Annotated in this window: 25 protein-coding genes; all 25 read left to right on the top strand. The window is 44.3% G+C overall.

The features are described 5' to 3' along the window. The first annotated feature begins 2 nt into the window (after window positions 1-2). The 25 genes from fliY (at window position 3) to AAAT93_RS02695 (ending at window position 21,669) form a co-directional block, all read left to right on the top strand. Window positions 3-1,139, top strand: a complete 1,137-nt coding sequence (gene fliY, locus AAAT93_RS02815; protein ID WP_117781249.1) for a flagellar motor switch phosphatase FliY — start codon at window positions 3-5, stop codon at window positions 1,137-1,139. 18 nt (window positions 1,140-1,157) lie between these two features. Continuing rightward, window positions 1,158-1,520: a response regulator gene (locus tag AAAT93_RS02810; protein WP_021985376.1), complete on the top strand. Its 363-nt coding sequence runs from the start codon at window positions 1,158-1,160 to the stop codon at window positions 1,518-1,520. A gap of 1 nt (window position 1,521) precedes the next feature. Next, window positions 1,522-1,920 carry a flagellar biosynthetic protein FliO gene (locus AAAT93_RS02805; RefSeq protein ID WP_021985377.1) on the top strand — a complete coding sequence of 133 codons (399 nt, stop codon included), beginning with the start codon at window positions 1,522-1,524 and terminating at the stop codon, window positions 1,918-1,920. Between the two features lie 8 nt (window positions 1,921-1,928). Further along, window positions 1,929-2,765 (top strand): flagellar type III secretion system pore protein FliP, encoded by an 837-nt coding sequence (gene fliP, locus AAAT93_RS02800; protein ID WP_021985378.1) that lies wholly within the window; start codon window positions 1,929-1,931, stop codon window positions 2,763-2,765. 23 nt (window positions 2,766-2,788) lie between these two features. Beyond that, the gene (fliQ, locus tag AAAT93_RS02795; RefSeq protein WP_021985379.1) at window positions 2,789-3,058 is read left to right on the top strand and encodes a flagellar biosynthesis protein FliQ; all 270 of its coding nucleotides are present in this window, start codon (window positions 2,789-2,791) and stop codon (window positions 3,056-3,058) included. Window positions 3,059-3,064: 6 nt separating this feature from the next. Beyond that, window positions 3,065-3,835: a flagellar biosynthetic protein FliR gene (gene fliR, locus AAAT93_RS02790; protein ID WP_021985380.1), complete on the top strand. Its 771-nt coding sequence runs from the start codon at window positions 3,065-3,067 to the stop codon at window positions 3,833-3,835. A 1-nt stretch (window position 3,836) separates the two neighbouring features. After that, window positions 3,837-4,970, top strand: coding sequence for a flagellar biosynthesis protein FlhB (flhB, locus tag AAAT93_RS02785; RefSeq protein WP_021985381.1), 1,134 nt, complete (start codon window positions 3,837-3,839; stop codon window positions 4,968-4,970). Between the two features lie 44 nt (window positions 4,971-5,014). Then, entirely contained in the window at window positions 5,015-7,057 is a 2,043-nt protein-coding gene (flhA, locus tag AAAT93_RS02780; protein ID WP_117781248.1) for a flagellar biosynthesis protein FlhA, read from the top strand. After that, window positions 7,047-8,339, top strand: coding sequence for a flagellar biosynthesis protein FlhF (flhF, locus tag AAAT93_RS02775; protein ID WP_021985383.1), 1,293 nt, complete (start codon window positions 7,047-7,049; stop codon window positions 8,337-8,339). The genes flhA and flhF overlap by 11 nt, the downstream gene beginning before the upstream one ends. Next, window positions 8,339-9,220, top strand: a complete 882-nt coding sequence (locus tag AAAT93_RS02770) for a MinD/ParA family protein (RefSeq protein ID WP_021985384.1) — start codon at window positions 8,339-8,341, stop codon at window positions 9,218-9,220. The genes flhF and AAAT93_RS02770 overlap by 1 nt, the downstream gene beginning before the upstream one ends. A 45-nt stretch (window positions 9,221-9,265) precedes the next feature. Continuing rightward, window positions 9,266-9,979, top strand: a complete 714-nt coding sequence (locus tag AAAT93_RS02765) for a flagellar brake protein (protein WP_021985385.1) — start codon at window positions 9,266-9,268, stop codon at window positions 9,977-9,979. Beyond that, complete coding sequence (gene cheB / locus AAAT93_RS02760; RefSeq protein ID WP_021985386.1) at window positions 9,963-11,045, top strand: chemotaxis-specific protein-glutamate methyltransferase CheB; 1,083 nt, start codon at window positions 9,963-9,965, stop codon at window positions 11,043-11,045. The genes AAAT93_RS02765 and cheB overlap by 17 nt, the downstream gene beginning before the upstream one ends. Then, on the top strand, window positions 11,036-13,123 hold the full coding sequence (locus AAAT93_RS02755) for a chemotaxis protein CheA (RefSeq protein WP_021985387.1): 2,088 nt from the start codon (window positions 11,036-11,038) through the stop codon (window positions 13,121-13,123). The genes cheB and AAAT93_RS02755 overlap by 10 nt, the downstream gene beginning before the upstream one ends. Window positions 13,124-13,138: 15 nt before the next feature. Next, window positions 13,139-13,594 (top strand): chemotaxis protein CheW, encoded by a 456-nt coding sequence (locus tag AAAT93_RS02750; RefSeq protein WP_021985388.1) that lies wholly within the window; start codon window positions 13,139-13,141, stop codon window positions 13,592-13,594. Between the two features lie 15 nt (window positions 13,595-13,609). After that, window positions 13,610-14,233, top strand: a complete 624-nt coding sequence (locus AAAT93_RS02745; RefSeq protein WP_021985389.1) for a chemotaxis protein CheC — start codon at window positions 13,610-13,612, stop codon at window positions 14,231-14,233. Next, window positions 14,226-14,711, top strand: a complete 486-nt coding sequence (locus AAAT93_RS02740; protein WP_021985390.1) for a chemotaxis protein CheD — start codon at window positions 14,226-14,228, stop codon at window positions 14,709-14,711. The genes AAAT93_RS02745 and AAAT93_RS02740 overlap by 8 nt, the downstream gene beginning before the upstream one ends. 16 nt (window positions 14,712-14,727) lie before the next feature. Continuing rightward, a complete protein-coding gene (locus AAAT93_RS02735) occupies window positions 14,728-14,994 on the top strand; it encodes a hypothetical protein (RefSeq protein ID WP_021985391.1) in 267 nt (88 codons plus the stop codon). Between the two features lie 25 nt (window positions 14,995-15,019). Further along, entirely contained in the window at window positions 15,020-15,784 is a 765-nt protein-coding gene (locus AAAT93_RS02730; protein ID WP_117781246.1) for a FliA/WhiG family RNA polymerase sigma factor, read from the top strand. Between the two features lie 10 nt (window positions 15,785-15,794). Further along, complete coding sequence (locus tag AAAT93_RS02725; RefSeq protein WP_227572761.1) at window positions 15,795-17,399, top strand: DUF342 domain-containing protein; 1,605 nt, start codon at window positions 15,795-15,797, stop codon at window positions 17,397-17,399. 27 nt (window positions 17,400-17,426) lie between these two features. Next, window positions 17,427-17,732, top strand: coding sequence for a hypothetical protein (locus AAAT93_RS02720; RefSeq protein ID WP_021985394.1), 306 nt, complete (start codon window positions 17,427-17,429; stop codon window positions 17,730-17,732). Window positions 17,733-17,748: 16 nt separating this feature from the next. Next, window positions 17,749-18,471: a DUF6115 domain-containing protein gene (locus AAAT93_RS02715; protein WP_021985395.1), complete on the top strand. Its 723-nt coding sequence runs from the start codon at window positions 17,749-17,751 to the stop codon at window positions 18,469-18,471. Continuing rightward, window positions 18,471-19,031: an endolytic transglycosylase MltG gene (locus AAAT93_RS02710; protein ID WP_117781244.1), complete on the top strand. Its 561-nt coding sequence runs from the start codon at window positions 18,471-18,473 to the stop codon at window positions 19,029-19,031. The genes AAAT93_RS02715 and AAAT93_RS02710 overlap by 1 nt, the downstream gene beginning before the upstream one ends. Window positions 19,032-19,233: 202 nt before the next feature. After that, complete coding sequence (gene rpsB / locus AAAT93_RS02705) at window positions 19,234-19,974, top strand: 30S ribosomal protein S2 (RefSeq protein WP_021985397.1); 741 nt, start codon at window positions 19,234-19,236, stop codon at window positions 19,972-19,974. A gap of 27 nt (window positions 19,975-20,001) precedes the next feature. Beyond that, complete coding sequence (tsf, locus tag AAAT93_RS02700) at window positions 20,002-20,940, top strand: translation elongation factor Ts (protein WP_118373327.1); 939 nt, start codon at window positions 20,002-20,004, stop codon at window positions 20,938-20,940. 78 nt (window positions 20,941-21,018) lie between these two features. Next, window positions 21,019-21,669, top strand: a complete 651-nt coding sequence (locus AAAT93_RS02695; protein WP_021985399.1) for an HAD family hydrolase — start codon at window positions 21,019-21,021, stop codon at window positions 21,667-21,669. The last annotated feature ends 72 nt before the right edge of the window (window positions 21,670-21,741 follow it).

Genomic DNA, 21,741 nt, shown 5'->3' with positions numbered 1-21,741 from the left:
ACATGGACGGAATGTTATCTCAGGAAGAGATTAACGCATTGCTTGGGAATATGAATACAGGTTCTTCCTCTACCCAGACAAGTAACGATGCCATACTTTCCGATGAGGAAAAAGATGCGATCGGAGAAATCTCCAATATTTGTATGGGTACGGCGGCAACAACGCTGTACTCACTGGTAAACCAGAAGGTTGTGATCACAACACCGGTTGTTGAGATTACGAACTGGGATAAGCTTACAGCAGAGTACGCAAAACCATGTGTATTTATCAATATCCTGTATAAAGATGGTATTGATGGAAATAATGTACTGATTTTAAAAGAAGATGATGTAAAGGTCATTACAGATCTGATGATGGGGGGCGATGGATTAAATCCTGCACCAGAGCTGACAGAGCTGCATTTCTCAGCCATCTGTGAGGCGATGAACCAGATGATGGGAAGTTCCGCAACTTCATTATCTTCGATGCTGAATTGTAAGATTGATATCAGCCCACCGGAAGCAGAGCTGGTGGATATGGCTGGCAATATCGATGTTGCAAAGGCCAGTGACTTTTTAGATAAGGATTTTGTGCGTGTCACGTTCCGGATGACGATCGGAGATCTCGTAGACAGCACGATTATGCAGTTATACCCGATTCAGTTCGCAAGAGATCTTTATAAGAAATTTAGCGGGGAATCGGAAGAAAAGGAGGAAACACCACCGCCGGCTCCACAACCGGAACCACAGCCACAACCGGTTCCACAGCCACAGCCGCAGCCGCAACCTGCGACGGGAATGCCGATGGGGCAGCCGATGATGGGACAATCTATGATGCCACAGATGATGCAGCCGGATGTCAATGTACAGAATGTACAGTTCCAGGCATTTAACCCGGTTATGAATCCTGCGTTGCAGCAGGAAAATATTGACTTGATTATGGATGTTCCTTTGGAAGTGTCGGTCGTTTTGGGACGGACGAGAAAATCCATCAAGGAGATTCTGGAGTTTGCACCGGGAACGATCATTGAGTTGGATAAGCTTGCCGGTGAACCGATCGATGTGATGGTAAACCAGAAGCTGGTTGCAAAGGGAGAAGTTGTTGTAATCGAAGAAAGTTTTGGTATCAGAATTACTGAAATAATAAAAGAAAAAATCTAAGTTTTAAGGAGTAATGATATGGCAAAGAGTATACTTATTTGTGATGATGCTGCATTTATGAGAATGATGATCAAGGACATTCTGGTAAAGAATGGATACAACATTGCTGGTGAAGCAGAAAACGGCGTAAAGGCTGTTGAGAAATATCAAGAGACAAAACCGGATTTGGTATTGATGGATATCACAATGCCAGAGATGGATGGTATTCAGGCATTGAAGAAGATTAAGGCAATCGATGCAAACGCAAGTGTTGTAATGTGTTCTGCAATGGGACAGCAGGCGATGGTTATTGAATCCATTCAGTCTGGTGCCAGAGATTTCATTGTAAAGCCATTCCAGCCGGATCGTGTCATTGAAGCAGTGAAAAAGGCAGTGGAATAGTATGTTTTTTGGCGCAATTCTTACGAGTGGTTTTTCTGCTGGCTGGAGTATTGTCAAACTGATATTGATCACGGTCTTAGTTTTGGTTTTAGCATTTTATTCTACGAGACTGATCGCGAAATATCAGAACAATGCATGGTCAGCGAAGAATAATATTCAGTTTATTGAATCTTATCGTGTCGGTGGCAACAAGATGGTTGCCATTGCAAAGATAGGAGAGAAATATTTTGCCTTGGGAATTGGGAAAGAAGAGATTCATGTGATCGCGGAATTAAAGAAAGACGATCTAAAGCTTCCAGATCAGATGGTGGATGCCACAGTCGAAAAGACACCGAAGATGAGCTTCAAAGAAGTTCTGGCGAACATGAAGGGAAACGCAAAAGACGATAACGAAAAGTAGGTATAGAAATGAAATTCAGTAAATTACGAAAATTTTTAGTGCTATTTCTTATACCGCTTGCGTTTGTTGTTATTTTTTCCGGTACAGGTGCTGTTCATGCAACGACTGTGACACCGGATACCGGAGCAGAAGAGGGACAGGTCGACAGTGTGACATCGGATAATAACGATGCGACGACACTTGGTTTATCTTTGAGTACGAACTCAGATGAGACGTCTCTTTCCGGTACACTTCAGATTTTATTGATCATAACAGTAATTTCGTTAGCTCCATCAATTCTGGTTATGGTGACCTCATTTACACGAATCATTATCGTGTTACATTTTGTGCGGACGGCAATCGGTACGCAGAGTTCACCACCTAATAACGTTTTGATAGGGCTCTCGTTATTTTTAACCCTTTTTATTATGAGCCCGGTAATTGCTCAGATAAAGACGGAAGCGTATGATCCGCTGGTAGCTGAAGAGATAACGCAGCAGGAGGCATTGGAACGAGGAATACAGCCGTTGCGGGAGTTTATGCTGAAACAGACACGGCAGGATGATCTGCGTTTGTTTATGGATATCGCAAAGATAGAGCCGGTAGAAAGTGTAGATGAGCTTTCCATCACGATTATTATTCCTGCATTTATCATCAGTGAATTGCGGGCAGCGTTTATCATAGGATTTTTGATTTATGTTCCGTTTATCGTGATTGATATGGTAGTATCTTCTGTGCTTATGTCTATGGGTATGATGATGCTGCCGCCGACGACAATCTCCATGCCGTTCAAGATTCTGCTGTTTATTCTTGCAGATGGATGGAATCTGGTTATCGGACAACTTGTAAATTCGTTTAATTTTTGACAGTAGAGTAACGAGGTGATTGTATGAGTACAGGCGATGTCGTAGCTATCACGGTGGAGGCTGTGTGGCTTGTAATCAAATGTAGTGCGCCGATGTTAATTACATCTTTGGTAATTGGTTTGATCATCAGTATCTTCCAGACAGTGACTTCTATTCAGGAGCAGACGCTGACGTTTGTACCGAAGATGATCTGTGTATTTTTGTCACTCATCATCTGTGGAGACTGGATCTTGAATAACATCCTGTCCTTTATACAGGATTTGTATAGTCGGTTTGGAGAGTTTGTGGGGTAATAAACGATGTCCTTTACGATATCGACGCTGACACTGGAAGCATTTCTGCTAGTGCTTGTCCGTGTCGCTTGTTTTACATCAATTGCACCTATTTTTGGACATAATTCTCTGAATGCGAGAATGAAGATATCCATTGCGTTTTTTGTATCCCTGATCCTGTATCAGGTAGTCGATGTATCCCTACCGGAATATACAAACGTACTTGGGTATACGACGCTTGTGTTAGAAGAAGCACTGGTTGGTCTGTTGCTTGGATTTGTAGCGGGACTTTCAATGAAAGCACTGGCAATCGCAGGAGAATTTATCGACCGGGAAATCGGATTTTCGATGGCAACGACCTTTGATCCGAATCAGGGTATGGTGACGATCACAGGTGAATTATACGATAAGATTGTGTGTCTGGTTATCATGATATCCAATCTGCATTATTATATATTGTCTGCGGCAGCACAGTCGTTTGAACTGGTGCCGGTCGGAAGAATCGTGCTAAGCCCGGATGTGATCTACACATCCCTGATTCAGTTTATCGTGCAGATGTTTATGATTGGATTCCGTATCGCGATGCCAGTATTTTTGGGCGCGACCATGTTGAATGTCATTTTGGGGGTGCTTGCAAAGAGTTCTCCGCAGATGAACATGTTCGCGATTGGTATGCAGTTGAAAGTATTTGTTGGTTTATTTTTGCTTGCTGTTTGTATTATGTTCGTTCCGAACATTGCAAATTATATTATGGAACGTATGCGTGATATGATCCAGACGATATTAGGAGGGTTGTGACGTGTTTTCTCTGGAAGAAAAACGGACACCGCTTTTGCTTGCCTATGATCTGCAGTTGTTTGCAAACGATGAGGGCGGGGAGAAGACGGAAGAACCAACCGCAAAGAAAATCGAAGATTCCCGAAAAGAAGGTCAGGTGGCAAAGAGCAAAGAACTCACATCTGCGGCTATGCTTCTGGCATTTTTTTTGTGCTTGCGGATATTTATGTCGTTTATCGGAGAACGTCTCGTCAATGTATTTCCTTATTTTTGGCGTGATATCGCAAATGAAACAGGAGATGGATTTACGCATGTGCGTGCATGGCAGATCGTGCTTGATACGGTACAGTATATTGCGATTACGATTGCACCGTTTGTTATATTTGCATTTGTGATTGCGTTTTTATCACAGCGAATCCAGATCACGTGGAAGGTGACATCAAAACCGATGGAACCGAAACTTAACAAGCTGAGTCCAATCAGTGGATTTAAGCGTATGTTTTCCAAACAGTCACTGTTCGAGCTGGTGCTGTCAATCTTTAAAATCGTTGTTTTTTCGGCAGTGGCATATTCGGTTGTCAAGGATAATGTCGGAATTTTTGTGACGGCGTATGATCTGACGATACAGGATTGTCTTGGAATCCTGTTTGACATGGTGATGGAGCTTGGCATCAAGATATCGGTGACATATCTGGCACTTGCGCTTGGAGACTGGGTGTTCCAGAAATGGAAACATAAAAAAGACCTGCGTATGACAAAGCAGGAAGTCAAAGATGAGTATAAGAATCAGGAAGGAGATCCAAAGGTCAAGTCACAGCAGCGACAGCGGATGCAGCAGGCGGCACGGCGGAGAATGATGCAGAGCGTGCCGGAGGCGGATGTTGTTATTACGAACCCGACGCATTTTGCCGTTGCCTTAAAATACGATAATACGGTCAGCATGGCTCCGGTTGTCGTAGCCAAGGGTGCCGATTATCTGGCATTTAAGATCAAAGATCTCGCAAAAGAAAATGACATCGAGATTGTCGAAGATAAGCCGCTCGCGCGGATGTTATATGCAAATGTTGAGGTTGGAAATGAGATTCCACCAGAATTGTATCAGGCGGTCGCAGAAGTGCTTGCCTATGTATATAAATTAAAGAATAAAGTAAGTTAGCAAATGAATGAAAATAAGATCACACAGGAAAGGATGGTGATGGTATGAAGAAAAATGATATATTTTTAGGAATCTATCTGCTTGCAGCAGTTGTATTTCTGATTATCCCGATTCCGAGTACCATGCTGGACTGGCTGATCTTATTCAATATCTCCATGTCACTGATCATTGTATTTAACTGTCTGTTTACGAGCGAGACACTGAATATGTCTGGATTTCCGACACTGTTGCTTTTTACGACAGTGTTCCGTATATCCTTAAATGTATCTTCCACACGATTGATCTTGTCGACCGGTAATCCAGGTAAAGTCGTTCAGGTGTTTGGTTCGTTTGTTGGTGGTGGAAACCTCGTCATTGGTGCAATCGTCTTTATCGTGTTGATCATCGTCCAGATGATGGTAATCAACAAAGGTTCCGAGCGAGTATCTGAGGTAACGGCACGATTCACATTGGATGCAATGCCGGGAAAACAGATGGCGATTGATGCGGATCTTTCATCCGGAGCCATTGATGACAAAGAGGCAATCCGCAGGAGAGATAAGATCCAGCAGGAATCCGCATTCTTCGGAGCCATGGATGGTGCGTCCAAGTACGTTAAAGGAGATGCAACCGCAGGTCTGATTATTACTCTGATCAATATCGTGGGTGGTCTGATTATGGGCATGACACAGCAGGGACTTAGCTTTTCCGATGCGATCAGTAAGTACACAATTCTTACGATTGGTGATGGTCTGGTATCCCAGATACCGTCGATGATGATCTCGCTTTCGACAGGTATTCTCGTTACAAAGGCATCGAAGGAGGAGAATATTGGAGATATCCTGATCGGACAGTTATTCAGTATTCCAAAGGTATTGTTGCTCGTTGGTATCACAATGCTTCTGTTCGGTATATTCACACCACTGAATTTCTTCTTCTGCGCGGTCTATGGCGTACTGTTTATCGTGCTTTCCTTCTCCGTCAAGGGCAAGGAAGAGGCACAGGCAATCAAGGAGGAAGTCGAAGAAGAGGAAGTCCAGGCAGAAGAGGTTCGAAGGCACGAAAATGTCAATTCTCTGCTGCAGGTAGATCCTATTGAACTCGAATTTGGATATGGTATAATACCGTTAGCAGATGTCAATCAGGGCGGTGATCTGCTTGACCGTGTCGTTATGATACGACGACAGATCGCACTGGAGCTTGGCGCTGTTGTGCCAATCATCCGTCTGCGTGATAATATCCAGCTTAATCCAAACCAGTATATTATTAAAATCAAGGGAATTCAGGTCAGTGAGGGTGAGATCTTATTTGACCATTATATGGCGATGAATCCAGGGTACGTCGAGGATGAGATTGTTGGTATTCCGACATTAGAGCCGGCATTCCATCTGGAGGCAATGTGGATTACGGAATCCCAGCGGGAACGCGCAGAATCACTTGGCTATACCGTTGTTGATCCACCATCGATCATTGCAACACATCTGACAGAGGTTATCAAGCAGCACCTTGATGAGCTTCTGACGAGACAAGATGTACAGAACCTGATTGATAATATCAAGGACAACAATAAGACACTGGTAGATGAACTTGTACCGAAGCTGCTCAGTGTCGGTGATATCCAGAAGGTATTGCAGAATCTGCTTCGGGAAGGTATCTCCATCCGGGATCTTGTCACGATCTTCGAGACGCTCGCGGATTATGCGGCAACGAGCCGGGATACCGATATTCTGACCGAGTATGTCCGGCAGAGTTTAAAACGTGCGATCTCCAACAAATATTTTGGCGATGGAGAATCCGGCACCGTAGTGACGCTGGATCCACAGATCGAGCAGATGATCATGGGTTCTGTGAAGCAAACCGAACAGGGCGCATTTATCTCATTAGATCCGGCAGTAACGAAGAGCATCTTAAAGGCGACGGAGGACGAGGTCAAGAAGCTGGAGAGCAAGGGCGATGCACCGATTGTTGTTACATCACCGATTGTTCGTATGTATTTTAAGAAATTAACAAGTGACTACTTGAAAGACCTGATTGTTATCTCATATAATGAGATTGATTCGGAAGTGGAATTAAAATCCGTGGGAGTGATAACGATTCATGATAATTAAGAAGTATAAAGCACTAACTGAAAAAGAAGCAATCCTGCTCGCCAAGGAGGATCTGGGACCGGATGCGATCGTAATGAATGTGAAAAAAATCAAGCCGGGAGGAATCATGCGTCTCTTTAAAAAGTCGCGCGTGGAGCTGACGGCAGCGATCGATGATGATATGGAGGAACAGGCGGCGACTACTGCACCAGCAGCGGCGCCATCTGTCAAATCGGATGAACAGACAATTGATCTCAGGCAGGAACGCCGGGGTGAGTCCGCCGAGGAACCGTTCCTGTTTGGCAAGGCGTTTGGAGAGAACAAGGATTCCTACAGCGAGGAAGCACAGAACGCGATTGAGGAGAAAATTAACAGTATCGCGAAGCTTCTCGAACAGCAGATGCAGACACAGAAGTCAGCGGAAGCCTCGATTAAGGAAGCCGCCAATCAGGCGATTTCTTCAGGTGAGGCGACTGTAAAGGCGGAAGAAAAGAAAACGGAACCAGAGCAGTCGGGCAATAAGGTTGTGGATCTTGTAATCAAACAGTTGATGGACAGCGAGGTTTCGGAGGCACATGCAAAGGAAATCATTGACGAGCTGACTGTGAAGGATGATAAACAGCCGATCGACAACATACTGGCAAACGTATACCAGAAGATCGTTCTGAAGCTCGGCGAAATCCAGCCGTTAACTGCCGGTGAGAAGAAACCGAAGGTTGTATTTTTTGTCGGAAATACCGGCGTTGGAAAGACAACCACGATGGCAAAGCTGGCGTCGCTCTGTACGCTGGATATGAAATTAAAATGTGCGATGTTTTCTATCGACACATATCGTATTGCAGCAATTGAGCAGTTAAAGACGTATGCAAATATTTTGTCTGCGCCAATGGAGGTTGTGTATACTCCGGAGGAGATGGCGCAGAGTGTAGAAAAGTTTAAAAACTATGATCTGATCTTAGTTGACACAGCCGGACGCTCCCATAAGAGCGAAGAGCAGAAGGAAGACTTAAAGCAGATCATTGATTCCGTGAAGGAGTACGAGACAGAAGTGTTCCTCGTTGTATCTGCCACGGTAAAATATGCGGATCTGCTTTCCATTGCCAACACGTATGGCGAACTGTTTGATTATAATCTTATTTTCACAAAACTGGATGAGACAAATGGTCTGGGAAGCATATTGAATCTGAAACTGGATACAGGAAAACCGCTTTCTTATGTGACATGGGGACAGAATGTGCCGGATGATATCGGCGTTCTGGATCCACAGATTATTGCTAAGAAATTGTTAGGAGGTGGAAAGTGATGGATCAGGCAACGAAATTACGGGAACGCGTGCAGACCAATCAGGAAATCTCCAATGCAAGGGTAATTGCAATTACAAGTGGAAAGGGCGGTGTCGGCAAGACGACATTGTCAGTCAATATTGCGCTGGAGCTTGCGCGGCGCGGCAAAAAAGTGGTTGTATTTGACGCGGACTTCGGATTGGCAAATGTCGAGGTCATGCTTGGAATCCGCCCACAATATAACTTATTGGATCTGATACATAATAATAAATCTATGACAGAGATCATTACGCAGGGACCGGAAGGAATTGGATTTATCTCCGGTGGTTCGGGGGTGTCCGAGCTTGCGACACTCGATAATGCGAGTATCAAACTTTTGATTTCCGAATTAGTGAAGCTCGACCAGATGTATGATGTTGTAATTATTGATACAGGTGCGGGGATTACGGATTCCGTTATGGAGTTCGTCATGATGAGCCCGGAGGTCGTTCTGGTTGTGACACCGGAACCGACATCCATTACAGATTCTTACTCATTGCTTAAAGTACTGCGTAGAAAGAACAGCTTCAATCCGCTCTATAAGACAATCCATGTTGTAGCCAACCGTGTGGAAAATGAGGCGGAAGGGGCAGAAATCTTCCACAAGATCGATACGGTGTCTTCAAAGTTTTTGAATACAAAGCTTTCATTTCTGGGCGCTGTGCTGCAGGATAAGAATGCTTCCATGGCGGTTATTGAGCAGAAACCACTTGTGCAGGCATATCCGGGAACGACAGCCACAAAGGGAATCTGCCAGCTTGTCAATCGTCTGAGTGACGATACGGTTGAGGAGAGTAAGAAAAAAGAAGGAATTGCACGGGTATTTATTGATTTCTTCCGTTCAAAGAAGAGAATCCGTTAATTGTTAGATATAGACAGCAGAAAAAGGAAAAGATGGTACGTATGAATGGGAATAGCGATAGGTAATAAAATTGAATTGGTGCGACTCGATCAGGTTATTCGTAACGAGCAGAATAAAAAGGTCTATGTGAGCAAAATCTATGATATTCTGGATCAGGATAAATTACAGATTGCGATGCCGATTTTTGAGGGACGGATCGTACCTTTGGATTTAGATGAGCGTTATACGGCATGCTTTTATACAGAGCGTGGCTTGCTGCAATGCAATGTACAGGTAACTTCGCGTTATAAGAGCGGAAATCTGTTTTTCCTTGATATCAAGCTGCTTGGTGCCTTGGAGAAGGTGCAGCGGCGGCAGTTTTACCGGTATGACTGCCTGATCGATGCGCAGATCAGAGTGGTTTCGGATGAAGAATATGATACGGGAATTCCAGATGATATCTCTGTCCCGGAGGATGCCCTGCCGTGGCAGCCGGCACGAATTGTAGATATCAGTGGTGGTGGTCTCAGACTGAACCAGAGAACCAACATTGAGCGCAACGAAGTGGTAAAGGTAAAATTCATGGTCTCTATTGTCGGAGAAATTTTACAGTTTAATTTATTTGCGCGTATATTATCAAGTACACCTGTACGCGAACGTTCGGATATGTTTGAACAGCGTATGGAATTTTTGAAAATAACACAGGACGAGCGTGATAAGATTGTTCGTTTTATTTTTGAAAGTGAAAGAATGGAAATAGCGAATGGAAAACGATCCTAAAAAAATATTACTAATAGATGACTCTGCACTCATGAGAAGAGTCATGTCTGATATAATAAACCATATTGATGGATTTACAGTTGCATATCTTGCGGCGGATGGAGAGGAAGGTTATGCATATCTGTCGAAGCAGAACGATATTGACGTTGTTATGACGGATATCGATATGCCAAAGATGGATGGTCTGACCTTGATCAAAAAGTCGAAGGAAGCAGGTGTTGTTGCTCCATTTATTGTATTCAGTGCAAGAGAGGATTCCTATGCAGTCTTTACAGCACTGGATCTGGGCGCGATTGAGTTTATCCGGAAACCGGAACATATCTTTCAAAAGGATGTGCAGAGGTATGCTGAGAAGATCAAAAAAGCGCTCTGTATGGCAGTGGAGGTAAAGGAACGCACTCTGCATAAGGCGGAGGCTGCTTGTACCATGGAGCCGGAAAAACCTGTAATCATCAAAAAAAAGCATAGACAGAAAAACGGAAAAAAACTGGTGGCACTTGTGTGTTCCACTGGTGGACCACGGGCACTGCAGTCTGTGATACCAAAGCTTCCGAAAAATCTTGCTGCACCGGTTGTTTTAGTACAGCATATGCCAGAGGGATTTACGAAGACACTTGCGATGCGATTAAACGAGCAGAGCGCGGTATCTGTGAAGGAGGCTGCAGAGGGCGATGTATTAAAGAATGGTCATGTCTACATTGCCAAGGGTGGAACCCATCTGGCACTGCATGAAACAGCGAAGGGCTGTGAAGTGTTTTTCGATGAGACACCGCCAATCGGGGGCTTGAAACCGTGTGGAAATGTCATGCTTTCAAGTTTAAGTCATGTATCATATGACGAGATCATATGTGTCATTTTAACCGGAATGGGTGCAGATGGAACGAAGGGCACACAGGAACTTGCAAAGCACAAGCCGGTCTATGTGATCGCGCAGGATGAGGCAAGTAGTACCGTATATGGAATGCCGAAGGCAATCCGTGATGCCGGACTTTGTGACTGTGTGTGTGATCTGCAGCAGATTGCGGAAGAGATAACAAAGAAAGTAGGGGTGCAAGAATGGATTTAAGTCAATATCTGGAGATTTTTATTGATGAATCAAAAGAACATTTACAGACACTCAATGATCAGGTGCTGATATTGGAGTCAGAGCCGGAGAACGTTGATACGGTAAATGAGATTTTCAGAGCTGCCCATTCATTAAAGGGAATGGCAGGAACGATGGGATATAAGCGTATGCAGCGCTTGACACATGATATGGAGAATGTGTTCTCTGAGATCCGGAACGGAAAGATGAACGTCAATGCGGATCTGGTTGATATCGTATTCAAATGTCTGGATGCATTAGAGGGATATCTGACCAACATCATTGAAACCTCGGATGAAGGTACGGAGGACAATGATGAGCTGATTGCACAGTTAAATGCTGTTTTGCAGAATGGTCTGGCAGGAAGTGGTGAAGCACAGGCGGCAGCGACAAAAGAAGAGACCAAAGAGGAGAAAAAGCCAGAGGGCGGTGACCGTAGAAAATATCTGTCTATCCCATTGGCTGATTTCGAGAAGAATGCAATCAGTGAGGCGAAGGCACAGGGCATGCATGTATATGCCACAACGGTATATATTCAGGAAACCTGTCTGCTGAAGGCTGCACGTGCATTCCTTGTATTTAAGGGGTTGGAGAACAAGGGCGAGATTATCAAATCCGTACCAAGTGTACAGGATATCGAGGATGAAAAGTTTGACCTTGATTTTTCCATGTTTATCATCTCTGACAAATCGTTGGAGGAAGTAAAGAAAGCAATCGAGAATGTCTCTGAGATCGAGGAGGCAGTAATTGAGGAATATGAACTGAAGGAAGAAGAACCAGCGCAGACAGAGGCAAAGGAAGAAGAAAAAAAGCCAGAGGAGACAGTTGCCAAGGCGGCTGCACCTGAAAAGAAGGAAGAGAAGAAGCCAGCTGGCAAGTCTGGAAAGCCGGTTGTCAATCGTTCGGTGCGTGTCGATATCGAGAAGCTGGATGATCTGATGAATCAGGTGTCCGAGCTTATTATTGCGAAGAATGGACTTGTCTCTGTGACAGGAACCCTTTCCTCCCAGGATCAGTCTTTCAACGAACAGATTGAATACTTAGAGCGTATCACAACGAATCTGCATGAATCGGTTATGAAGGTTCGAATGGTTCCAATCGAGAGCGTAGTGAACCGGTTCCCACGTATGATCCGTGATCTCTCCAAGAAGCTCAACAAGGAGATGGAGTTGATCATGACTGGTGAGGATACCGAACTTGACCGTACGGTTATCGATGAGATTGGTGATCCATTGATGCATATGCTTCGAAATGCCGCCGATCATGGACTGGAGTCCACGATTGACCGTCTGAAGTTAGGAAAGCCACAGGTTGGTACGATTCGTCTGGATGCTTACCAGGATGGAAATAATGTTACCATTGAGGTCAGCGATGATGGTGCGGGCATCGATGTAGAAAAGATCAAGCGCAAGGCACTGGAGAAGGGACAGATCACAGAGGAACAGGCAGAATATATGACAGAAAAAGATGCAATTGATCTGTTGTTTATGCCTGCTTTCTCAACCGCAGAGAAGATCTCCGATGTATCCGGCCGAGGCGTTGGTCTGGATGTTGTAAAGAACAAGATTGAGGGACTTGGCGGTGATGTCGAGGTTGTATCAAAGCTTGGTGAGGGAACAACCTTTATTGTAAGACTGCCTCTGACACTTGCAATCATTCAGGCATTGATGGTAGAGGTATCCGGCGAGAAGTATGCACTCCCATTAAATTCTATTGTGACGGTTGAGGAGATTTTGCCGGAGGATATCCGTTATGTACATACAAAAGAGGTTATCAACCTGCGTGGTTCGGTAATCCCACTTGTACGTCTGAACGAGGTTCTGGATATTGATCCGATTGAAAAGGACGAGGATGCCATCGAGGATGAGGGCGAGATCGTTGTAATTGTAAAGAAGGGTGACAAACAGGCGGGTCTTGTGATCGACAAGCTGCTCGGTCAGCAGGAGATCGTTATCAAGTCACTTGGAAAATACATTCATGTGCCAAAGATGATCAGTGGTGCAACGATTCTTGGAAATGGTGAAGTTGCTTTGATTATTGATTCAAACACATTGGTGTAAGGGAGGTGCACATACATGGATGGAAATGCAGTAGCGAATAGCGCAAAGCAGTATATTATTTTAAAATTTGACAATGAACAGTACGGAATTGATATTACCTATATTGATAATATTGTCCGTCTGCAGAAGATTACAAGAGTTCCGCATGCACAGCCGTACTTCCTTGGCATCATCAATCTGCGTGGTGAGGTTGTTCCGGTTATGAGCCTCAGACGGAAATTTGAATTGCCGGATAAGGAAAATACGAATGCGTCCCGTATCCTGATCCTCAAGGTAGAGGGAAATGCAAAAATAGGTATTTTAGTGGATGAGGTGCGTGAGGTAGTTACCCTGACGGATGACGATATTGAGCAGATTGCAACAGAGAGTGGAGATACACGTACATATCTGACTGGTGTAGGAAAGTATAACGAATCCCTGATCTCACTTTTAAATATTGGTGCGCTGATTGCAGATATTGACAACGAATAAGAAAAGGTGTATGCCATGGAAAAACATACCGAACAGTTATCGGAGCAGGTAAAAGATGCCTTGACAGAGCTTGGAAATATTGGAGCGGGAAATGCGACGACATCACTTTCTGTACTGTTGTCTTCTAAACTCAGCATGAGTGCTCCAACGGTAAAATTATATGATTTTAACGAACTTGAGAATGCACTTGGCGGACCGGAGACATCTGTTGTCGGCGTATTAAGCCGGCTACATGGTTCGTTCAATGCGATGATCTTGTTTGTGCTTGGATTAGACGATGCCAGACATTTGTCCGAGGTGTTGCTTGGACAGACACAGGACTGGCACAGCGAGATGGGAATGTCTGCGATTGGAGAAATCGCGAACATCCTGATCGGTTCGTACGTTGCATCGTTAGAGAACCTGTCCGGGATGGAGCTAAGGTACTCCCAGCCGCAGATCTGTATTGATATGGCAGGCGCGATTCTGAGTGTACCATGTATCGAATATGGCATGGTAAGTGACAAGGCACTGCTGATCAATTCTGGATTTAAAGCAGGCAATCAGGAGATTGATGGATACATCATGTTGATCTCAGAGATGCATTCCTTCGATCAGTTGCTTTTGAAGCTTGGAATTGGAGGTGCAGGCGTTGAATGATGTTATCCGGGTTGGGATAGCAGATATGAACACTTGCATGGCGGGGGATACGATTACAACCATTGGACTTGGGTCCTGTGTAGGGATTGTATTATATGAGCGTACGAAAAATATTGCAGGATTGGTTCACATTATGCTTCCTGACAGTACAAAGATCAGACAGAACCAGAATAAATTAAAATTCGCAGATACCGGAATACAGGCACTGGTGGAGGAACTGGAAAAACAGGGACTCAGCCGGAAGAATATGATTGCCAAGATTGCCGGTGGCGCGAAGATGTTCCAGTTTTCTTCTGATACCGCAATGGGGAATATCGGAGAGAAAAACGTGGAAGCCGTGCGGGAAGTCCTGAAGCAGTATGGAATCAAAATCGTGTCGGAGGATGTTGGATTAAATTATGGACGTACCATTGTATTTGATCCGGTAACCAAAGATTTGACCGTAGTGACTGCCGGAAAGCAGACACACATTATATAGGTTGGAGACGATATAGTTGGAGACGAAAGACAAATATAAAAATGCAAGAGCGTTTATTGTTTTGTTGGCGGCACTTATTACATGGCTGCTCAATATGAAATATGAACGGAGTCTTGTACGCTCTCTGATCATATTGCTGATCGTGATCATCGTATTTTACGTGATTGCGACGATTGCACTAAAGCTGATCGATAAGATCCGCAATATGGAAGAGGTAAAAGAAGTGGATATGGAGGAGGCACCGCCGGAGGAAGAAGGTACGGATGCGCAAAACCACGTATAACGGAAAATAAGGGGTGTTGCTGTACATGGCAATCTTGGATAAAAAAGAACGATTATGGATCGAATATAGTCATTCCAAATCCACAGCCGTTCGGGAAGAACTGATAATGGAATATGTTTCTCTGGTGAAGCTGGTTGCAGGAAGACTTGCCATCTACCTTGGGGCAAACGTGGAATACGATGATCTGGTAAGCTATGGAATATTCGGACTGATTGACGCCATCGATAAATTCGATTATGGAAAAGGCATTAAGTTCGAGACGTATGCAAGCCTTCGTATCCGTGGCTCAATTCTTGACCAGATCCGGAAGATGGACTGGATTCCACGTTCGGTTCGCCAGAAACAAAAATCAATCACGGAGGCGTCCAAGAAGCTCGAAGCATTGAAAGGACCGAATTATTCTGACGCAGATATGGCAAAAGAGCTAGGAATCTCGGAGGAAGAATATGATACATGGATGCAGCAGACGAATGTGACAAACATTTCGTCGCTGGATGATTTTATGGAGCAGGGGAATGACGTGAAGGCACCTGCTTATCACGGTACGGGTGTAAATCCGGAGAACCGGATTTTGAAAGAGGAATTGAAGACACAGTTGACCGAAGCACTTTCGATGCTGACTGAAAAAGAGAAAACTGTGGTACTTTTATATTATTATGAAGATCTTACCTTGAAGGAGATCAGCCGGGTGATGGAAGTGTCCGAATCCCGCATTTCACAGTTACATTCCAAGGCGCTGACGAAGATGCGCCGATGTATGAACGATAATTTTGCACTGATGATGGGTTGAGGAAATGCCTATGAAATATAAAAACTCTTTTTTTAAAATCCGCATCAAAGAGGACGGAACTTATCTGGACGTGTTTCCGCCGAAGGAAGATGGAAAACGATTGGATATCCGCGAGGTCGTTTCTTTTTTAGAACAGAAAGGATTTGCAGGATTTTCGATTGATGCACTGCGTAAAACACTGGATCTGCTGCAGGAGAAACCTCTGCAGATCAAGATCAGTGATACTTGTGCAAAGGCGTTTGATGAGAGTGCAACGATTATCACTGGAAAAGATAACATGATTGCATATATCCGTTTTTATCCGCCGTCAACAGGCGGAAAACTGATGACAGGGCGGGAAATCCGCGCGGAATTAGAACGGGAGAAAATTCTGTACGGGATATTGGAACCGGTCATGGAGAAGCTGAAGACGACGCGTACTTATTGTACGAATATCCCGATCGCGAAGGGCATGGCACCGATGCCGGCGAAAGATACGGTGATTGAATATTTCTTCAACACAAAACCGCTTGCAAAACCGAAAGTATTAGAAGATGGAAGCGTGGATTTCCATGCACTGAATCTTTTTTCAGCGGTAAATGAGGGCGATAAACTTGCGAAGCTGACACCACATGATCCGGGTAAACCAGGAATGAATATCTATGGAAAAACAATTCCGCAGAATCGACCGAAGATCCGGAAATTAAAATATGGACGGAATATTACATTGTCCGAGGATGGTACCTTGCTCACAAGCAACGTCAATGGAAATGTCACGCTGGCGGAAGGCACGGTGTTTGTGTCAGATACCTATAAGGTCGCTGCGGATGTTGATGCATCAACCGGGGATATTGAGTACGAAGGAAATGTAATGGTACCAGGTACGGTGCGAACCGGATTTACGATTCGTGCAAAGGGTGATATCGAGATTAACGGCGTTGTGGAAGGGGCAACCCTGATTGCCGGTGGTAACATTGTGATCAAACGAGGCGTACAGGGCATGGGCAAAGGCAAGCTATGTGCCGGAGGCGATATCTGTGCACAGTTCTTTGAAAGTGCCAATGTATTTGCAGATGGTGATGTGCTTGCAGGTTCTATCCTGCACAGTCATATCCAGTCAGGTGGAAAGGTTGTTATTCACGGCAGAAAAGGCTTTATTGTGGGCGGTGAACTGATCTGCGAGACGTATGTGGAAGCAAACAGTATTGGCAACCGTATGGAGACACAGACGATAGTCAAGGTTGGTGTCAAACCGGAGTTGTATGAACAGATAAAAGCATTGGTCCCACAGGTCATGGATCTGAAGACAGCCATAGAGGAGACAACCTCGTATCTGAATGTCTATAAAGAAAAGTTAAAACGAGGAATCAAGCTGACACCGGAGAACGTAAAGCAGATTAAGACGTATACAGAACGTGCCGAGGAGATGAAAGCAGAATATCAGCAGAAAAATGATACCCTGCAGGAGCTGCGTATCCAGTTGACGATGGGGAAAAAAGGCAGCGTCAAAGTGCTTGGAAATGCGTATCGCGGCGTTATGATTTATATATCCAACCAGTCCTATGCTGTGAAGGATGTGGATAAGCATAGCTGGTATAAAATTGCAGATGGCGTTGTAAAACCGACACTGTTTTAAAAAACGGCTGAAAAAGGAGGAATAGCAATGATTTCACCATTAGTTGCAACACAGGCATCGACACCGATTGCTTCTATTCAGCAGAATGCGGATGCACAGAGTATCCTGCATAGTCAGAATGCATTGCATGAGACGCAGGAGCAGGAACGCGAAGTGCGGGAAACGGTCGTGCAGAAGGAAGAAGCGGCATATTACGAGCAAAGTCCGGATGCAAAGGAAGAGGGAAAAAATAAATATCAAAATCTCTATTCCGGTAAAAAGAAGAAAACAAAAACGGAGGATACGGAAACACATACCGGTATCAACCGCGTAAATATTGATTTAAAAATATGAGATGAGGTAAGAGAAAATGTCAACAACAGTCATTGTTTTAATTGTAATCGGTTTAATCTTTATATTTGTCAGTTTTGCTCTTTCAGAAAAACTTTCTGAGGAAAAAGAGGAAAGCGCAGGGGTAGTGAAGATTCCAAAGGAACTGACACAGGAGCAGAAAGAGAAGATTGATACCCTGATCCGCGATTACATGGATCAACAGGTGGACGGGAAGCTTGCAGATATTGAGACACGTCTGGCAGAGATCGTAAACCAGAAGACGCTTGCACTTGGCGATTATGCAGTGTCTGTCAACGAGGAGATCGACCGCAATCACAAGGAGGTTGTTTTCCTGTATGATATGCTTTCCGACAAGCAGAAGGAGATCATGACTACGGTCAATATGATTGATGAATATAAGAAAGAAATCGCTTTGATGGTGCAGGAACAGGCGGCACAGAACATTGTCAGGGACAGCCAGAATGTACAGACGCCGGTTGCAGAACCAGAGACACAGGAACCGGTACAGCCAGAGGAACAGCCGGAAACGGATGCTGATCTGGACGATGCAATCCGGGATTTAGAGGAGACACCACTTCCAGAGGAAGCAAGAGAAGAACTGGAGAATGTCGACAATAAGGATATGATTTTAGAGATGCACAAGGCGGGACTCAGTATTCTGGAAATCGCAAAGCATCTGGGACTTGGTGTTGGTGAAGTAAAACTGGTAGTAGACTTATATCAAGGAGAGGCAAAGTAATGAAGAGAAAATATTTTGTACGCGGACTTGGCGTTGGTATTTTGTTTGGTGCATTGATTATGTTTGCTGCATATATGACTTCGGGTAAGAATCGCATGAGTGATGAAGATGTAATCAAACGGGCACAGGAGCTTGGCATGGTGAAACAATCGGAGTATGTTTTGGAGTCGGATGTCACATCGCAGGAGACAACGACGGAGGAAATCACGACGGAAGCTACGACCGAGAAGGCGACAACGGAAGCACCAACGACAACCGAGAAGGCAACTACAGAGGCAACAACGACAGAAAAAACAACAACGGAGAAAGCAACCACTGAGGCTTCAACTACAGAAAAGGCGGATACGTCAACGCAGACAACGGTTACAATCTCTAGTGGTATGAGTTCGGAGGCAATCGCTTCGGCACTTGCAAATGCCGGTCTGGTCGATGATGCGTCCAAGTTCAACAGCTTTCTTGTCGCAAACGGATACGATATGAAGCTTGAAACCGGTAATTTTTCTCTTGAAACCGGTATGTCTTATGAGGAGATTGCCAAGATATTGACAACAAAACAGTAAAATCATGGAAATTACCATAGAAAATAAAAAAAGTGCTTGTATGCACTTTTTTTTTATGTTATAATCGGCTTCGTGTGAAAAAACATGTGAGTGAATCGGTGAAAAGGGTGCCATATAACGCGATGGTTTTTCACTAGACAGCTTGACACACGGCTGTAAGAAGCTCACAGAAGAAAATATTTTATAACCCAGGAGGTAAGTTATGAGCGTTATTTCTATGAAACAGTTACTCGAGGCAGGTGTTCACTTTGGACATCAGACAAGAAGATGGAACCCTAAGATGGCTGAGTATATCTATACTGAGCGTAACGGTATCTACATTATCGATCTTCAGAAGTCTGTTGGCAAGGTAGACGAGGCTTACAAGGCAGTTCTTGACTGCGCAGCAAACGGCGGAAAGATTCTTTTCGTTGGTACAAAGAAGCAGGCACAGGATTCTATCAAGGCTGAGGCTGAGAGATGTGGTATGTACTATGTTAACCAGAGATGGTTAGGTGGTATGCTTACAAACTTCGAGACAATCAAGACAAGAATTGCAAAGCTTGAGAAGTACGAAGCAATGGAGCAGGATGGTACATTTGATGTATTACCTAAGAAGGAAGTTATCGAGATCAAGAAGGAGATGGAGAAGCTTCAGAAGAACCTTGGCGGTATCAAGGATATGAAGGACATTCCTGACATGATCTTTATCGTAGATCCTCGCAAAGAGAGAAACTGCGTACATGAGGCACACACACTTGGTATTCCACTTGTTGGTATCGCAGATACAAACTGTGATCCGGAAGAGCTGGATTATGTAATTCCAGGTAACGATGATGCTATCAGAGCTGTAAAACTGATCGTTTCTAAGATGGCAGATGCTGTTATCGAGGCAAACCAGGGTGCAGATGTTGAGTCAGCTGAGGAGGCTGAATCAGCAGAGGCAGACGCAGCAGAAGAGTAAGAAGTATCGGTTTAGGAGGACAAGAAAATGGCAGCTATTACAGCTAGTATGGTAAAAGAGTTAAGAGAGATGTCTGGCGCTGGTATGATGGATTGTAAGAAGGCTCTTACAGAGACTGACGGCGATTTTGACAAGGCAGTAGAGTTCCTTCGTGAGAAAGGACTTGCAACTGCTGTAAAGAAGGCAGGAAGAATCGCTGCAGAGGGTATCGTTATGACAACTGTTGTTGATGGCGGTAAGAAGGCAGCTATGGTTGAAGTAAATGCCGAGACAGACTTCGTTGCTAAGAATGAAGTATTCCAGACATATGTTAAGGAAGTTGTTGATCAGATCGTTTCTACAGACGTTCAGGATGTAGAGGCACTTAAGAATGAGAAGTGGGCACTGGATCCTTCTATGACAGTTGCTGAGAAGCATGCTGCTATGGTTGCTAAGATCGGTGAGAACATGAACATCCGTCGTTTTGCCAAGATCAGCACAGACGGACATATCGTTTCTTATATTCATGCAGGCGGAAAGATCGGTGTATTGGTTGAGGCTGATACAGATGCATCCGGTGAGGCTATTGACGAGTGCATGAAGAATATCGCTATGCAGGTTGCAGCTATGAATCCAAAGTATGTTTCTACAGATGAAGTATCTGAGGAGTACAAGGCTCACGAGCTTGAGATTCTTGTTGCACAGGCAAAGAATGATCCTAAGAATGCAAACAAGCCTGATAATATCATTGAGAAGATGGTTCAGGGACGTCTGAACAAGGAACTCAAGGAAGTTTGTCTGCTTGAGCAGGAGTATGTAAAGGCTGAGAACAAGGAAAGCGTTGCCCAGTACGTTGCAAACGTAGCAAAGGCGAATGGATGCAAGCTTGCAATCAAGAAGTTTGTTCGTTTTGAGACAGGTGAAGGTCTCGAGAAGAAGAACGAGGATTTCGCAGCAGAAGTAGCAGCTCAGATGGCTGGAAACTAAGCAATAAAAAAGATTAATAGAACGCCTGATATACCGCTTTGGCATGTCAGGCGTTTTTGTATTATGGAGATGAAGAATATGAAGAAATACAAGATGCTTATTTTTGACATGGATGGAACGATTCTGTATACGTTGGAGGATTTGAAGAATACAACCAATTATGCGCTTAGCGAGCATGGATTTCCGGAGCGGACATTGGAAGAGGTGCGTCAGTTCGTCGGAAATGGAATCCATAAGCTGATTGAACGTGCGGTTCCAGCCGGAACTTCAGATGCAGACATCGAAGCCGTGTTCACAACATTTGAAATCTATTATAAAGATCATTGCATGGATACGACAAGACCATACGATGGGATCAATGATCTGCTTACAAAGCTTCGTGCACAGGGCTATATGACAGCAGTTGTATCGAATAAAGTGGACTTTGCCGTGCAGGATCTGGTGAAGGATTTCTTTGTCGGACAGTTTGATGTTGCAATCGGTGAACGCGAAGGTGTGCGTAAGAAACCGGCACCGGATTCCGTATATGAGGTATTGAAGGAGTTTGATCTTAAAAAAGATGAGGTAATCTATATCGGCGATTCGGATGTGGATTATGCGACTGCAAAAAATGCTGGTGTAGATTGCATCTTAGTGGAATGGGGTTTCCGTGACCGGGCATTTCTGGAGTCGCTTGGTGCAACTGTCTTTGCGAAGAAGCCAGAGGATATTCTGGATATAGTCGAATAATGTGTGGAATATGTGAAAAGATTATGAATTGTTAGCACTTGGTATTGCTGAGTGCTAATTCGAGTGCTATAA

Source organism: Coprococcus hominis (ex Arizal et al. 2022), from assembly GCF_040094675.1.
In the GTDB taxonomy this organism is placed as follows: Bacteria; Bacillota; Clostridia; order Lachnospirales; family Lachnospiraceae; genus Coprococcus_C; species Coprococcus_C hominis.
The sequence above is the reverse complement of the archived record's forward strand: the minus strand, read 5'-3'. Positions and strand labels throughout refer to the sequence as shown.